This is a genomic window from Sporosarcina pasadenensis (genome assembly GCF_047228845.1).
Lineage (GTDB): Bacteria > Bacillota > Bacilli > Bacillales_A > Planococcaceae > Sporosarcina.
In genome coordinates this window covers 461666-476244 of sequence record NZ_JBFEGM010000001.1, presented here as the reverse complement: position 1 = coordinate 476244, position 14579 = coordinate 461666, and the positions used below count along the sequence as shown (strand labels likewise).

Genomic DNA, 14579 nt, shown 5'->3' with positions numbered 1-14579 from the left:
CGGGAGGTGGCCTTATGCCGGGAGATATTTTATCCCAACATGAAATTGATGCTTTATTATCAGCATTATCGACAGGTGAAATGTCAGCGGAAGAGATGAAGAAGGAAGATGAGACCCGGAAGGTCAAAGTATATGATTTCAAGCGTGCCCTCCGCTTCTCGAAAGATCAAATCCGTAGTTTGACACGAATCCACGAGAATTTTGCAAGATTGTTGACGACTTACTTCTCTGCGCAATTGCGGACTTATATTCAAATAAATGTCGCTTCGGTCGATCAGATCCCTTTTGAGGAATTCATACGATCCATTCCAAATATGACGTTGCTCAATATTTTCGAAGTGCCGCCACTAGAAGGAAATATCATTATGGAAGTCAATCCGAACGTCGCCTATTCCATGCTAGACCGATTGATGGGCGGGGTGGGAGAAGGACCTGGAAAAGTGGATAATATGACTGAAATCGAAACGAAGATATTGACCAACCTTTTCGAACGGTCATTCGATAATTTACGTGAAGCCTGGGCAGGCATTATTGAAATCGATCCGTTCCTATCCGAAATGGAAGTGAATCCACAATTCCTTCAAATGATTTCGCCGAATGAAACGGTTGTCGTCATTTCGTTTAATATCGTCATCGGAGAATCGAGCGGCATGATCAATATTTGTATTCCTCATGTCGTCCTCGAGCCGATCGTCCCGAATTTATCTGTCCGTTATTGGATGCAGACGAATAAGAAGGAACCGACGCCTGAACAAAGCATCATTTTGGAAAAACGGTTGAAACAAGCGACCTTGCCGCTTACTACCGAATTAGGAAAAGGTTCCATGTCGGTAGAGGATTTCTTGTACTTACAAATCGGGGATGTCATTTCCCTTGATCGGAAAATCGAAGACCCCTTAATTGTAAAGGTGGGAGACATACCAAAATTCATAGCACAACCTGGACATCTTCGAAACAGGATGGCTGTGCAAATAATTGACATATTGAACGGAGGGGATGAAGATGATGAGTGATAATGTGCTTTCTCAGGAAGAAATCGAAGCGTTGCTGCGCGGAGAACCGATCCGCACGGAAGAAACGGCAACATCGTCCTCTGAACATCAGGATTTTGACAACCAATTAAGTGAAATGGAGAAAGACGCATTAGGGGAAGTCGGGAATATTTCCTTCGGCAGCTCTGCGACAGCCCTCTCTTCATTGCTCGGACAAAAAGTGGAAATTACCACACCCGCAATCTCTGTAGTGGATCGCAGTATGCTAGAAACCGAATTCATCCATCCATATGTGGCAGTCCAAGTGGAATATACAGAAGGTTTGGATGGGACAAATCTACTTGTCATTAAACAAAGTGATGCTGCAATCATTGCCGATCTCATGCTTGGCGGAGATGGGATGGCTCCAGATGAAGAACTGAACGAAATCCATTTGAGTGCTGTTCAAGAGGCGATGAACCAAATGATGGGGTCGGCTGCTACGTCGATGTCCACTGTTTTTAATAAGAAAGTGGATATTTCCCCTCCATCAATCGACTTGATGAATATGCAAAGTGAAGTTGGAACTGAAAAGATTCCAAAGGATGAAATGATGATCAAAGTATCCTTCGAATTGAAAGTCGGAAATTTGATTGACTCCAATATTATGCAGCTTTTCCCGCTCCAGTTCGGAAAAAACCTAGTTGCATCGCTCATGGGCATGGGTGCAGAAGAGGAAGCTGCAGTTTCTTTGGAAACTCCTACCAGACCCGCTCCGCCTTATGAGCAACCGAAACGTGAGGAATTTCCACAAGATGCCCTTTCCGATTTCAGCAGTGGGCATAGTGCGTCCCAACAGACAGAGCAATCTTATTATGATCAACCCTATTACGAACAGCCAGTTCAGCAACAAATATCGCAAAGGCCACAAAGGCAGCAACAACCGCCTGTGCATGTTCAGCAAGCTCGCTTTGCAAGCTTTGAAGGGCCTTCGTTGAATCATGTAGAAACGAATAATTTGAATATGTTGTTGGATATCCCTTTGCAAGTGACTGTGGAACTTGGAAGGACAAAGCGATCGGTTAAAGAAATCCTAGAAATGTCCAGCGGCTCCATCATAGAATTGGATAAGTTGGCGGGGGAACCGGTCGATATTTTAGTGAATAACCGTCATATCGCCAAAGGGGAAGTCGTCGTCATCGATGAGAACTTCGGGGTGCGGATAACGGATATTTTAAGCCAAGCAGAGAGATTAAATAATTTACGATAGGATCCGGGAGGTCAAGAGAATGGGTAAACGTATTTTAATAGTAGATGACGCGGCTTTCATGCGTATGATGATCAAGGATATTTTGACAAAGAACAATTTTGAAGTGGTCGGAGAGGCCGCCGATGGTGCACAAGCCGTTGAAAAATATATGGAATTGAAACCGGATCTTGTAACGATGGATATTACAATGCCTGAAATGGACGGTATTGCTGCGTTGAAAGCGATTAAAGAGAAAGATCCGTCAGCGACAATCATCATGTGTTCCGCTATGGGGCAGCAAGCAATGGTCATCGATGCAATCCAAGCAGGAGCAAAAGACTTCATTGTCAAGCCGTTCCAAGCTGACCGTGTCGTTGAAGCGATCCAAAAAGCTTTAGGTTAATTATGAAATTATCAGCCATTCTAAAGTATTCATTCTTTTTCTTTCTAGCAATCTGTTTTTTCGGGGCAATACCTATCGAAACATATGCAGATGCCGATTCGAATGATTCGGTATCTGATTGGTACGGAACGGATGATGACGGAGGCCAAGGCATTACAGAAGTGATCGATAAAGACGAACCAGCTGCCGACCGTTCGCAAGACGAGGCAGCTGTCGGCTTGTCTTGGTGGGATTATACGAAGACGCTGTTAGCATTGCTTTTTGTAGTCGGTCTTCTTTTTGCTCTTTTGAAGTTCATTAACCGGAAGAATCGTATGTTTGACCAGCATCGCTTGATGAAAAATGTCGGGGGGCTCTCTTTAGGGCAACAGAAATCCATCCAATTGGTCGTTATCGGTGATTCCTACTATCTTATTGGCGTAGGTGACGAAGTAAGGCTACTAAAAGAGATTACTAATCCCGAAGAGATTCGTACATTGGAAAGTTATTTCGACGAGGATGAGGTTCAATCTCCACCGGCCTTGGTGAGTAAATTGCTTACAATGATTCCGCAGAATAAAGGTGACGCAATAGATGATCGTGATCAACCGGCTGATTTCAAGAAAATGTTCACGTCGAAGCTTGATGAATTAAAAGCGGAGCGGAAAAAACATTTGAACCGATTGGCAGAAAAGGAGAGCAGAAAAGATGAATGATTTCGTCCAGTTTTTTTCGGACAGCAACCCGACCAACGTATCGACATCCATCAAAATGCTTCTCCTTCTCACTGTCCTGTCGCTTGCACCGGCAATCCTTATTCTCATGACATCATTTGCCCGCATTATCATCGTTTTGTCTTTTGTGAGAACTGCATTGGCAACGCAGCAAATGCCGCCAAACCAAGTGATTGTCGGGCTTGCATTGTTTTTGACGTTCTTTGTCATGGCGCCGACTTTCCAGAAGGTGAATGAAACAGCTCTATCGCCGCTTTTCGCTGAAGAGATTACGCTTGAAGAAGCATATGAAAATGCTAGTCTGCCGTTCAAAGAGTTCATGAGCAAACATACGAGGCAGAAGGACTTGGAATTATTCTTACGATACAATCAAGCGGAGCGTCCTGAATCATTGGAAGACATACCACTGACAATGTTAGTACCGGCTTTCGCATTAAGTGAAATTAAGACAGCATTCCAAATGGGCTTCATGATTTTCATTCCCTTTCTCGTCATAGATATGATTGTTGCAAGCGTACTCATGTCCATGGGGATGATGATGTTGCCGCCAGTCATGATTTCTTTGCCATTTAAGATTTTATTATTTGTCCTTGTTGATGGATGGTATTTGATCGTCAAGTCTTTATTGCAAAGTTTTTAGAATCAAAGTTTTCTCGTTGGTCACCTGTCATATCCGTATCGGAGAATCGGCGATTTTACAGTTTAGGAGTGGTTAGTAATGACAGGCGAATTAATTATAGCAATAGCCGAGCGGTCGGTCTGGGTCATTTTATTAACTTCCGGTCCGCTGTTAATTGTCGCATTGGTGTCCGGGTTGATCGTCAGCATATTCCAAGCGACGACACAAATTCAGGAGCAGACATTGGCATTCGTTCCAAAAATCATCGCTGTCCTTGTAGCTCTCGTCTTTTTTGGGCCTTGGATGTTAGCCAGGGTTACAGCATTCGCGACAGACATTTTCGATAATCTAGTCCGGTATATAGGGTGATGGAATGGAAGAACTGATTCCTTCGTTAGCAGCTTACTTACTCATATTGACAAGGGTAACCGCATTCATCGTAACTGTCCCTTTGTTTTCTTATCGGGCGATTCCGACGACACAGAGGATAATCTTTGCCGCATTATTGGCTTGGATGATGGTTTATACAATAGATGCCCCCGACCTGGAAATCGATGGTACATACATACTCCTTGTCATCAAGGAAGCAACTACTGGCCTATTCATCGGAATTATCGCCTATATCGTCATGTCTGCAATTCAAATTGCAGGCGGCTTTATCGACTTCCAAATGGGCTTTGCCATAGCAAACGTCATCGATCCTCAAACTGGCGCCCAATCGCCATTGCTTGGTCAGTTTTTCAATGCTCTCGCCATTTTGCTTTTGCTGACGCTGAATGGCCATCATATGCTGCTTGACGGCATCTTCTATAGTTATCGCTTTATTCCGATAGACATGCTTTGGCCAGCATTCGGTGAAGAACGGCTAATCGAATTCGTCATAAGAACATTTGCCACGACGTTCGCCATCGCCTTCCAAATGTCTGTACCTATCGTCGCAACTTTGTTTCTCGTCGACTTGGCTTTGGGCATAACGGCGAGGACGGTTCCTCAACTAAATATATTCGTTGTCGGTTTCCCAATTAAAATCGGAGTCAGTTTTCTTGTACTTGTGACGATGTTCACGGTCATGATTGCAATGATGCGCAAACTTTTTGAAGTGATGATGTCGGCGATGAGGGATTTGATGATCATCTTGGGAGGTGGCTGATAAATGATTCGTTTGGACTTACAGTTCTTTGCAGGCGAAAAGACAGAGAAGGCCACTCCGAAGAAACGACAGGATTCCCGTAAGAAAGGACAGGTATTAAAGAGCCAGGATGTAACAACTGCAATTGTTCTTCTTTTCGTATTCCTGTTCCTTTTTTTCAGTGCCGGCTTCATGAAGGACCGGTTCTTTGTTTTTTTTACACATTCCTTTACAGAGTCGATTTCAATCAAGACGTTGGATATCGATCAAACGATGATTGTTTACATAGAAATGATTGTCCAAATGGCTTATATCCTCTTACCCGTTATGGCAATTGCGGTAATTGCCGGCATCGTGGGCAACCTGATGCAATTCGGGTTGTTATTTACGGCTGAGCCGTTGAAATTCGATTTGAAAAAGATTGATCCGATAAAAGGATTGAAACGAATATTTTCCATTCGAGCGCTCGTTGAATTATTGAAGTCTTTGCTAAAGATCTCTTTTATCGGATCAGTGACGACGCTCCTTCTGATGACGAACATCGAAAAAGTTTTAGGGCTAGCGTTTAAGACACCGCATGACACGTTGGTTACTGTCGGCCAATTGGTCGCGTTAATGGGAATCGTCGCGTCCTTCGTCCTCTTATTCATATCAATCCTGGATTATTTTTATCAGAAATTTGATTATGAGAAAAACTTGCGGATGTCCAAACAGGATATTAAAGACGAGTATAAAAATACAGAAGGCGATCCAATCATCAAATCGCGCATTAAACAACGCCAAAGGGAAATGGCGATGCGAAGGATGATGCAGGAAGTGCCTCAGGCAGATGTGGTCATCACGAATCCGACCCACTTTGCAATCGCGTTGAAATATGACGATGAAAAAATGGACGCCCCCGTCGTTATTGCAAAGGGAGCCGACTTCGTCGCACAGAAAATCAAGCTGATTGCGAAAGAGCATAATATCGTCATGGTGGAAAATCGCCCTCTTGCAAGGGCGCTCTATGATGATGTGGAAATCGGAGGTCGCATTCCCGACCAGTTTTTCAAGACGGTCGCTGAAATATTGGCATATGTATATCGCATTCAACGAAAAATCTAACCTGAATCAGCAATTGCCTGATTCAACTACGTTCCGAACGCAATTACGCATAGGCGTAATTGATAATATATTTTGAGAAAGTGGGGATGGCATGCAATTTAGAGATATTGGAGTGTTGGCAGCGGTCATAATGATTGTTGCAATGCTCGTCATCCCATTACCGCCTTGGCTTCTTAGCTTTTTGATCATTATTAATATTACACTTGCACTCTTAGTCCTTTTGACTTCGATGAATATGCAGGAAGCATTGCAGTTTTCAATATTTCCTTCACTTCTTTTACTTCTGACGCTCTTCCGTCTAGGTTTGAACGTTTCAACAACCCGTGCCATCCTTTCACAAGGGGATGCAGGAGGAGTTGTTGACACGTTCGGTACGTTTGTAACAGGTGGAAATATCGTTGTCGGTCTTGTCGTCTTTGTAATATTGATTATCATCCAATTCATCGTTATCACAAAGGGTTCGGAGCGGGTTTCAGAAGTTGCTGCCCGTTTTACGCTCGATGCGATGCCGGGCAAGCAGATGAGTATCGATGCCGATTTGAATGCAGGAATGATTTCTGAGTCAGAAGCAAGGATTCGTCGTGAAAAGGTGAGCAATGAAGCCGACTTTTATGGCGCGATGGACGGAGCTACGAAATTTGTTAAGGGAGATGCCATCGCAGGAATCATCATCGTTATCATCAACCTCCTCGTAGGAATGATTATCGGTGTCGCGCAAATGGATCTGCCTTTTGCCGAAGCTGCCGTCAAATTTTCACGTTTGACTGTCGGAGACGGAATCGTTTCCCAAATACCTGCTTTGCTCATCTCGACCGCTACAGGAATTGTCGTAACGCGTGCAGCCTCTGAAGGGAATCTCGGTTCGGATATTACGAGACAGCTTTTAGGCCAGCCTAAGTTGCTCTATGTAGCAGCAGCAACAGTTTTCCTGCTTGGACTGTTCACACCGATAAATGATGTCCTTACGATTCCAATTGCTGCACTCCTCATCTTAGGAGCTTACATCATGTCCAGACAACCTGAAGAAGATCCAGATGAGTTGCTCGAGATAGAGGAAGAGGTTGAAACGGAAGGGTTGAAGAGTCCCGAAAATGTTGTCAACCTACTAAATGTAGATCCGATAGAATTCGAATTTGGCTACGGTCTTATCCCGTTGGTCGATGCACAGCAAGGCGGGGATTTATTGGACAGGGTCGTCATGATCAGGAGGCAGCTCGCACTTGAATTGGGTCTCGTCATTCCAGTCGTCAGGATCCGGGATAATATTCAACTGCAACCGAATGAGTATCGTATTAAGATTAAGGGAAATGAGCTGGCCAGGGGCGAGCTCCTACTAGACCATTACCTCGCGATGAGTCCTGGTGGCGACGATTCGATTGTCGGGATTGATACGATTGAACCTTCATTCGGTCTCCCTGCAAAGTGGATTACGGAAGATGTTAAAGAAGATGCGGAAATTATGGGCTATACGGTTGTCGATCCTCCTAGCGTCGTTTCGACCCATCTGACTGAAGTGATCAGGGCAAACGCCGCTGATCTGATTGGACGTCAGGAGACGAAGCAGCTTGTCGACCATGTTCGCGAAACGTATCCGATCTTAGTGGATGAACTTACACCGACTCCTCTATCGATCGGTGAAATCCAGAAAGTATTGGCGAAACTGTTGAATGAAAATGTTTCCATCCGGAACTTGCCGATCATTTTTGAAACGCTTGCCGATTATTCGAAGTACACATCTGATATCGATTTGCTGACAGAATATGTACGACAATCACTAGCAAGACAAATTACAGCCCAATACTCATCCGGAGTCGACGCGTTAAAAGTGCTTACCGTATCAGGCAAGGTCGAAAAATTGATTGCGGATCATATCCAGCAGACTGAGCAAGGCAATTATTTATCGATCGACCCGTCTCATTCCCAAGAAATACTTGAATCGATTGCAAGAGAGGTGGAACGGGTTGCGTTGATGGATCAATCGCCTGTCATCCTTTGCTCGCCCGCAATCCGAATGTATTTAAGGCAAATTACGGAAAGATATTTTCCGCAAATACCGGTTTTATCTTATAATGAGCTCGAAGCTTCTATTGAAGTTCAAAGTGTCGGGGTGGTGGATATCTGATGAAAATGAAAAAGTATATAGCCGATACGATGGTTGAGGCGATGAATAAAGTGAGGGCCGATTTCGGGGATGATGCAGTCATCCTCAGCTCGAATGTCGTAACTTCCAAAGGGTTCCTAGGGTTCTTCAAGAAAAAGTCGGTAGAAGTGGTCGCCGGTTTCGACGAGCCTGCACAAATGCCGGCAGAACCGGCATTTGTCCCAAAACAGGCTACCGAGTCTGGCGAACCGAAGCAGGAAGCGGAAATTAGGAAAGAAATGAATGAAATGAAGAGATTGCTTCAAGAAATGAAGCAGTCCGCCTCGTATGGCAATTTTCCGGATGAACTGAAGCCTTTGCTCACTTTTTTAGAAGGACAGGAACTATCAAAAGAGTTGGTTTTTCAAATCGGCAATGAAATCTTTGCACAGATGAAAGAAAAGAAAAAGGATTTTTCGAAAGAGGAGCAGTTGCAGATTGCCAAGACTCTTTTAATGAAAGAATTCTCCGGATTACCTTTTGGAGGCATTTCATTTTCTAAGAAATATATTAATGTCCTCGGACCGACTGGTGTCGGGAAGACGACGACAATCGCTAAAATTGCTGCAAGAGCCCTTTTAGAAGAAAAAAAGAAAATCGGCTTTATTACGACCGATACATATCGGATAGCTGCAATCGAACAATTGCGTACATATGCGAATTTGTTGCAGGCTCCTGTTGAAATCGCCTACAATAGCAAAGATTTTGAAAAAGCTATCGAAAAAATGAAAGATTTGGACTTGATTTTCATAGATACCGCTGGGCGGAATTATAAAGAAATGAAATTTGTAGATGATTTGAAACATCTAATCGATTTTTCACTCGATATGGAATCATTTCTCGTCTTATCCATCACTTCAAAAGAAGAAGATATGAAGACGATTGTCGAAAAATTCACTTCCTTGCCGATTGAAAAGTTCATTTTTACGAAAGTGGATGAAACGGGGTCAATCGGTCCAATGTTTAATTTAATGAAGCAATATGGCATAGGAGCAGCCTATTACACGGATGGACAAGAAGTTCCGGAAGATCTAGCTGAAGCGGATTTGGAGAAAATGCTTAAATTGTTATTGGCAGGTGCTGAACATGCGTGATCAAGCAGAAGCGCTTCGAATGAAAATGTTGAAGGCTCAAGGCGGTTTAGCTAAATCCATTGCTATCGTCAGTGGGAAAGGGGGAGTGGGGAAGTCAAATTTTTCGACGAACTTCGCCCACTCTTTACGGTTGAGAGGAAAGAATGTCATTGTCGTCGATATGGATATCGGCATGGGCAATATCCATATCTTACTTGGCGTCGCTCCTACATATAGTTTGAAAGATTATTTGATCGGCCAACAATCATTGGAAAGCGTCATCAATACCGATGAGCATGGTCTTACATTCATTTCAGGCGGGTCGGGGCTGGACTCTGTTCTTGATTGGTCTGAGGATATGTTCGAAAGATTGATTGCCGCCTTCGAACAATTGCAAAGAGAGTATGATTTCATCCTTTTCGATATGGGAGCAGGTGCCACGCAGCGTTCGATCGAATTGATCATTGCGGTCGATGAAGTGATTGTCATCTCGACGACAGAGCCAACATCTATTACGGATGCTTATTCCATGATGAAATTCATCTGTCTGAAGGATCCGGATAAGAAATTCAGCATTGTCAGCAATCGGGTGACAAGACTCAATGACGGCAATGATGCAGTGACACGGTTGCAATATGCGATGCGTAAATTCCTTGATAAAGAAACGTTTATATTAGGATTTTTACCGGAAGACGATGCCGTCCAGAAAGCCGTAGTCGCCCAAAAACCGTTTTTACTTCTCTATCCGAACGCTCCTGTTTCAAAGAGGATGACAGCAATTGCTAATGAATTTGTCAAAACAGATCGGGAAGAGGATAAACAAGGCACCGGGTTCCTTAAAAAGTTGAAGGGGATTTTCTTGAAAGGGCGTGAATGAATTGGAAGTAAGCACTGTGAAAAAAGTGCTTGTAGTTGATGATTCCGCTTTTATGCGAAAGCTTATATCGGAGATGCTTTCGAAACATCCTTTGCTTGAAGTGATTGGAACAGCACGCAACGGCAAAGATGCTGTTGCAAAAGTGCTGGAACTTCGGCCGGATGTCGTTACGATGGATATCGAGATGCCGCTCATGAATGGGCTTGAAGCATTGAAACAAATTATGGTGCAACGACCGACTCCGGTCGTAATGCTCTCTAGCACGACCGAAACCGGGGCGGAAAACACAATGATCGCCATGGAGTATGGAGCGGTAGATTTTGTCGCTAAGCCTGGAGGAGCCATTTCACTCAATCTGCATGAAGTGGAACAGGAAATTGTCCGGAAAGTCGTAGCTGCGACAAACGTCAAAATTTCCAATCTCGTAAAACAACCTAAATTGCAAACGAAGCAAGTGCCTAAAGAAATCCTTTTCAACAAAACTATAACTATGTCCTTATCGCCATCCGATAAAACAGATTCATTGCAACATAAAAAGATTTCCATAGGGCAACAGACTTTTGTTATAATAGGCACATCGACAGGGGGTCCTCGTGCGCTACAAGAAGTACTTACACGGCTGCCGTCTGATATAAACGCCCCAATTTTGATCGTCCAACATATGCCGCCAGGTTTTACGAAATCATTGGCACAAAGACTGGACGGCTTAAGTGACATCCACGTAAAGGAAGCAGAGGACGGCGAACCTCTTCTGAAAGGGGTAGCATATATCGCCCCAGGCGGAAGGCATTTAAAAATCGAGAAATGCCCGACAGGCTATTGTGCCCGGCTCGACGATGTGGATCCGCCAAGAGCGGGGCATCGGCCATCCGTTGACGTACTATTGGAGTCTGCTGCTTCCATGCGGGAGCTGAAATATATAACTGCTATTATGACAGGGATGGGGCAAGACGGCACTAAAGGCATGCAACAACTGAAATCAGCATGTATGACGATTACGATTGCTGAGTCTGATAGAACTTCCGTTGTGTACGGCATGCCAAAAGCGATCAAAGAAGCCGGACTTGCCGACCAGGTCGTTGATGTACAATGCATCGCGGCAACAATAACGGAAATCTTACAATCTTAAGGGGGCGAAATTATGGATACGAATCAATATCTTGAAATGTTTCTTGAAGAAAGTAAAGAGCATCTTCAAGCGTGCAATGAGCACTTATTGGAATTGGAAAAAAACCCTGAAGACTTGGCAATCGTCAATGAAGTTTTCCGTTCGGCTCATACATTGAAAGGTATGTCAGCGACAATGGGTTATGAAGATATCGCTGACTTGACGCATAAAATGGAAAATGTGCTGGATGCAATCCGAAACTCGAAAATCCGTGTTTCCACAGAAATCCTCGACATCGTCTTCAAAGCTGTCGACTATTTGGAAGAAATGGTGATGGACATTGAAGAAGGCGGGACAGGTAAAAAGGATGTTCAGGAACTCGTTTCTGCATTGAACCGAATCGAGGCGGGAGAAACAGCGGTTTCTATTCCGGCAATGGAGACGGCAGCCTCTACATTGGCAATCGAGCCGCACAAAACGCAAGATGTACCTACGCTCCATTATGATGATTATGAAATGACTGTCATCGAGCAATCGCAAGAACAAGGTTTTCATGCTTTCGAAATCTCGGTCACACTCCGTGAGGATTGCCTGCTCAAGGCAGCCAGAGTGTTCATGGTTTTCGAGATTCTTGAGAAATCTGGGGAGATTGTTAAGACAAAACCCGCCGTTGAACAGTTGGAAAATGAGGATTTCGATGAACTGTTCACTGTAGTCCTCATCACGAGTGAGGAAGCAAGCTCTCTTGAAGCGAAAGTGATGAAGGTGTCCGAAGTGGAAAGCGTACATGTCAACTCAATTGCCAATATTTCCCGTCCAGTGAGCGACTCGCCTGCTGAAAATGAAGTTGCATCTGAAGTTGCAGTCCCTAAAGAAACAGGGAAGGTCGAAGCACCCCCTCAAAAAGGACGCCGCGCAGCGAATGCACATAATGCAAACAAGACAATCCGTGTCAATATAGAACGGTTGGACATTCTAATGAATCTCTTCGAAGAACTGGTCATCGACAGAGGACGTTTGCAATCGATTGCAAGTGAGTTACATAATCCAGATTTGAATGAGACTGTCGAGCGGATGACAAGGGTTTCAGGCGACCTTCAAAACATTATCCTGAATATGCGCATGATTCCGGTGGAAACTGTATTCAACCGTTTCCCCAAAATGGTTCGACAACTTGCACGTGATTTAGATAAGAAAATTAATCTTGAAATCATAGGGGCAGAAACTGAATTGGATCGGACAGTCATCGATGAAATAGGGGACCCCCTCGTACATTTAATTCGAAACGCATTGGATCATGGCATCGAGAGCCCGGCTGAGCGAATTGCAAAAGGGAAACCGGAAGAAGGTACTGTCACATTGAGGGCATATCATTCCGGAAATCACGTATTCATTGAGCTGGAAGATGACGGTGCAGGCGTTAATAAGGAACGGGTCTTACAGAAAGCTCTTGAAAGAGGCGTCGTCACTGAAGAGATTGCTGCCACTTTGACGGATCGGCAGATTTCTGAGCTCATCTTGGCATCAGGATTTTCCACCGCTGAAAAGATAACAGATGTATCCGGTCGCGGAGTCGGTCTGGATGTCGTGAAAAGCACGATCGAATCGCTTGGAGGCTATATTACAATCGATTCCACGGAAGGGCAAGGTTCTCTATTTCAAGTTCAATTGCCATTGACGTTATCTATAATTTCAGTCATGCTCGTCAATTTGGATAAGGATATTTATGCAATCCCATTGTCATCGATTATCGAAACGGCAATCATTCAAACATCAGATATTTTGAACGCGCATAACCAAAAAGTGATTGACTTCAGAGGAACCATTGTCCCACTCGTCAACTTGAAAGGGATTTTCGAGATGGATGGAGCACAGGAACTGGAGGAATTCCAATCCGTTGTAATCGTCCGTAAAGGGGATAAAATGGCAGGGCTCGTCGTGGATTCCTTTATCGGGCAGCAAGAGGTCGTGTTGAAATCGCTTGGCAATTATCTGCAGAGCGTATTCGCCATTTCTGGCGCTACGATTTTAGGAAACGGCCAAGTTGCGCTTATCGTGGATTGCAATGCACTGATCAAATAGGCGGGAGTGAAAATTATGGCTGAAGTAAGTGGAGTAGAAAACAAGGAAATGAAAGTCATTGTGTTCCAGTTGATGGACAAGGAATATGCCGTTGGAGTTGACGTCGTCGAGTCGATCGAAAAGCTCATGTCGATTACGAGAGTTCCTAAAACACCATCTTATATAAAAGGCGTTATCAACTTGAGGGGTGTAGTCACGCCAATTGTCGATCTGCGGGAGCGTTTCGGCATGGAAGTGAAGCCTCTTGATGACAATAGCAGAATTATCATCGTGTCATTGGAGGAATTTGAAGTTGGGCTTATCGTCGATGCCGCAAATGATGTAATTGATATTCCGTTCGATTCCATTAGACCTCAGCCTGAAGTCGTCGGATCGATCGAATCGGAATTCATTTCGGGAGTTGCCAAAGTGGATAAACGTCTTTTAGTCATGTTGAATCTCGAAAAAGTGCTAGAGCCCGTGAAAAGAGTGTCGTCAGATGAAGTCTGATCACCAAATTACCGATATGCATCTCGACGTGCTGAAGGAAATCGGCAATATCGGGGCTGCCCACGCTGCAACTTCTTTATCCCAATTGCTCGGCAAGAAAATTGAGATGCGGGTTCCAAATGTGAGCCTCGTTTCTTTTGATGAAATGTTTGATTTAGCAGGTGGCGCTGAACGAATTGTGGCAGGCATCTACCTGAGGATTCAAGGCGACCTATCCGGCAGCATGTTCTTTGTCCTGCCAATTGATTCCGCAAACCGATTCATCCGTAAATTGATCGGTGATCATACTTTCAACTTCCATTCAGTACCGATTCCCGAGATGGGTATTTCGGCAATGCAGGAACTCGGCAATATACTGTCAGGATCTTATTTATCCGCTTTGTCGGATTTTACAGGATTGAAAGTGCATCCGACCGTTCCATCTTTGAGTGTAGATATGGTCGGAGCAATTGTTAGTTTCGGCCTTATCGAAGTGTCCCATTACAGTGATGAAGTCATCGTCATTGATACGCGTATCGAAGAGGAAGGCGATGAAGGAAATTCGAGTGTAGACGGTCATTTCTTCTTGCTCCCTGACCCGGAATCATATATAACGATTTTCCGCTCGTTAGGTGTACTGTGA

Annotated in this window: 15 protein-coding genes; all 15 read left to right on the top strand. The window is 44.2% G+C overall.

Annotation, left to right across the window (positions count from 1 at the left end; all coding sequences use genetic code 11):
• The first annotated feature begins 14 nt into the window (after positions 1–14).
• On the top strand, positions 15–1013 hold the full coding sequence (gene fliM, locus AB1K89_RS02415; RefSeq protein ID WP_413053196.1) for a flagellar motor switch protein FliM: 999 nt from the start codon (positions 15–17) through the stop codon (positions 1011–1013).
• The gene (gene fliY, locus AB1K89_RS02410) at positions 1006–2241 is read left to right on the top strand and encodes a flagellar motor switch phosphatase FliY (protein WP_413053439.1); all 1236 of its coding nucleotides are present in this window, start codon (positions 1006–1008) and stop codon (positions 2239–2241) included. The genes fliM and fliY overlap by 8 nt, the downstream gene beginning before the upstream one ends.
• 19 nt (positions 2242–2260) lie before the next feature.
• A complete protein-coding gene (locus AB1K89_RS02405) occupies positions 2261–2623 on the top strand; it encodes a response regulator (RefSeq protein ID WP_252503596.1) in 363 nt (120 codons plus the stop codon).
• 2 nt (positions 2624–2625) lie between these two features.
• The gene (locus AB1K89_RS02400) at positions 2626–3318 is read left to right on the top strand and encodes a flagellar biosynthetic protein FliO (RefSeq protein WP_413053195.1); all 693 of its coding nucleotides are present in this window, start codon (positions 2626–2628) and stop codon (positions 3316–3318) included.
• A complete protein-coding gene (fliP, locus tag AB1K89_RS02395) occupies positions 3311–3976 on the top strand; it encodes a flagellar type III secretion system pore protein FliP (RefSeq protein WP_413053194.1) in 666 nt (221 codons plus the stop codon). Before AB1K89_RS02400 ends, fliP begins: the two co-directional genes overlap by 8 nt.
• 78 nt (positions 3977–4054) lie before the next feature.
• On the top strand, positions 4055–4324 hold the full coding sequence (gene fliQ / locus AB1K89_RS02390; protein WP_252503593.1) for a flagellar biosynthesis protein FliQ: 270 nt from the start codon (positions 4055–4057) through the stop codon (positions 4322–4324).
• 4 nt (positions 4325–4328) lie between these two features.
• Complete coding sequence (fliR, locus tag AB1K89_RS02385; protein ID WP_413053193.1) at positions 4329–5105, top strand: flagellar biosynthetic protein FliR; 777 nt, start codon at positions 4329–4331, stop codon at positions 5103–5105.
• A gap of 3 nt (positions 5106–5108) precedes the next feature.
• Positions 5109–6188, top strand: coding sequence for a flagellar biosynthesis protein FlhB (flhB, locus tag AB1K89_RS02380; RefSeq protein ID WP_413053192.1), 1080 nt, complete (start codon positions 5109–5111; stop codon positions 6186–6188).
• 91 nt (positions 6189–6279) lie between these two features.
• Positions 6280–8310, top strand: coding sequence for a flagellar biosynthesis protein FlhA (gene flhA / locus AB1K89_RS02375; RefSeq protein WP_413053191.1), 2031 nt, complete (start codon positions 6280–6282; stop codon positions 8308–8310).
• Entirely contained in the window at positions 8310–9422 is a 1113-nt protein-coding gene (flhF, locus tag AB1K89_RS02370; RefSeq protein WP_413053190.1) for a flagellar biosynthesis GTPase FlhF, read from the top strand. The genes flhA and flhF overlap by 1 nt, the downstream gene beginning before the upstream one ends.
• Positions 9415–10278, top strand: a complete 864-nt coding sequence (locus AB1K89_RS02365; RefSeq protein WP_413053189.1) for a MinD/ParA family protein — start codon at positions 9415–9417, stop codon at positions 10276–10278. Before flhF ends, AB1K89_RS02365 begins: the two co-directional genes overlap by 8 nt.
• A 52-nt stretch (positions 10279–10330) precedes the next feature.
• A complete protein-coding gene (locus AB1K89_RS02360) occupies positions 10331–11407 on the top strand; it encodes a protein-glutamate methylesterase/protein-glutamine glutaminase (RefSeq protein ID WP_413053438.1) in 1077 nt (358 codons plus the stop codon).
• A gap of 12 nt (positions 11408–11419) precedes the next feature.
• Complete coding sequence (locus AB1K89_RS02355; RefSeq protein ID WP_413053188.1) at positions 11420–13468, top strand: chemotaxis protein CheW; 2049 nt, start codon at positions 11420–11422, stop codon at positions 13466–13468.
• 15 nt (positions 13469–13483) lie between these two features.
• Positions 13484–13957: a chemotaxis protein CheW gene (locus AB1K89_RS02350; protein ID WP_413053187.1), complete on the top strand. Its 474-nt coding sequence runs from the start codon at positions 13484–13486 to the stop codon at positions 13955–13957.
• A complete protein-coding gene (locus tag AB1K89_RS02345) occupies positions 13947–14579 on the top strand; it encodes a chemotaxis protein CheC (protein WP_413053186.1) in 633 nt (210 codons plus the stop codon). Before AB1K89_RS02350 ends, AB1K89_RS02345 begins: the two co-directional genes overlap by 11 nt.

Bases quoted from the DNA above. Each gene is read 5' to 3' on its own strand.
- fliM (WP_413053196.1), top strand. From the start codon at position 15: ATGCCGGGAGATATTTTATCCCAACATGAAATTGATGCTTTATTATCA.
- fliY (WP_413053439.1), top strand. From the start codon at position 1,006: ATGAGTGATAATGTGCTTTCTCAGGAAGAAATCGAAGCGTTGCTGCGC.
- AB1K89_RS02405 (WP_252503596.1), top strand. From the start codon at position 2,261: ATGGGTAAACGTATTTTAATAGTAGATGACGCGGCTTTCATGCGTATG.
- AB1K89_RS02400 (WP_413053195.1), top strand. From the start codon at position 2,626: ATGAAATTATCAGCCATTCTAAAGTATTCATTCTTTTTCTTTCTAGCA.
- fliP (WP_413053194.1), top strand. From the start codon at position 3,311: ATGAATGATTTCGTCCAGTTTTTTTCGGACAGCAACCCGACCAACGTA.
- fliQ (WP_252503593.1), top strand. From the start codon at position 4,055: ATGACAGGCGAATTAATTATAGCAATAGCCGAGCGGTCGGTCTGGGTC.
- fliR (WP_413053193.1), top strand. From the start codon at position 4,329: ATGGAAGAACTGATTCCTTCGTTAGCAGCTTACTTACTCATATTGACA.
- flhB (WP_413053192.1), top strand. From the start codon at position 5,109: ATGATTCGTTTGGACTTACAGTTCTTTGCAGGCGAAAAGACAGAGAAG.
- flhA (WP_413053191.1), top strand. From the start codon at position 6,280: ATGCAATTTAGAGATATTGGAGTGTTGGCAGCGGTCATAATGATTGTT.
- flhF (WP_413053190.1), top strand. From the start codon at position 8,310: ATGAAAATGAAAAAGTATATAGCCGATACGATGGTTGAGGCGATGAAT.
- AB1K89_RS02365 (WP_413053189.1), top strand. From the start codon at position 9,415: ATGCGTGATCAAGCAGAAGCGCTTCGAATGAAAATGTTGAAGGCTCAA.
- AB1K89_RS02360 (WP_413053438.1), top strand. From the start codon at position 10,331: ATGCGAAAGCTTATATCGGAGATGCTTTCGAAACATCCTTTGCTTGAA.
- AB1K89_RS02355 (WP_413053188.1), top strand. From the start codon at position 11,420: ATGGATACGAATCAATATCTTGAAATGTTTCTTGAAGAAAGTAAAGAG.
- AB1K89_RS02350 (WP_413053187.1), top strand. From the start codon at position 13,484: ATGGCTGAAGTAAGTGGAGTAGAAAACAAGGAAATGAAAGTCATTGTG.
- AB1K89_RS02345 (WP_413053186.1), top strand. From the start codon at position 13,947: ATGAAGTCTGATCACCAAATTACCGATATGCATCTCGACGTGCTGAAG.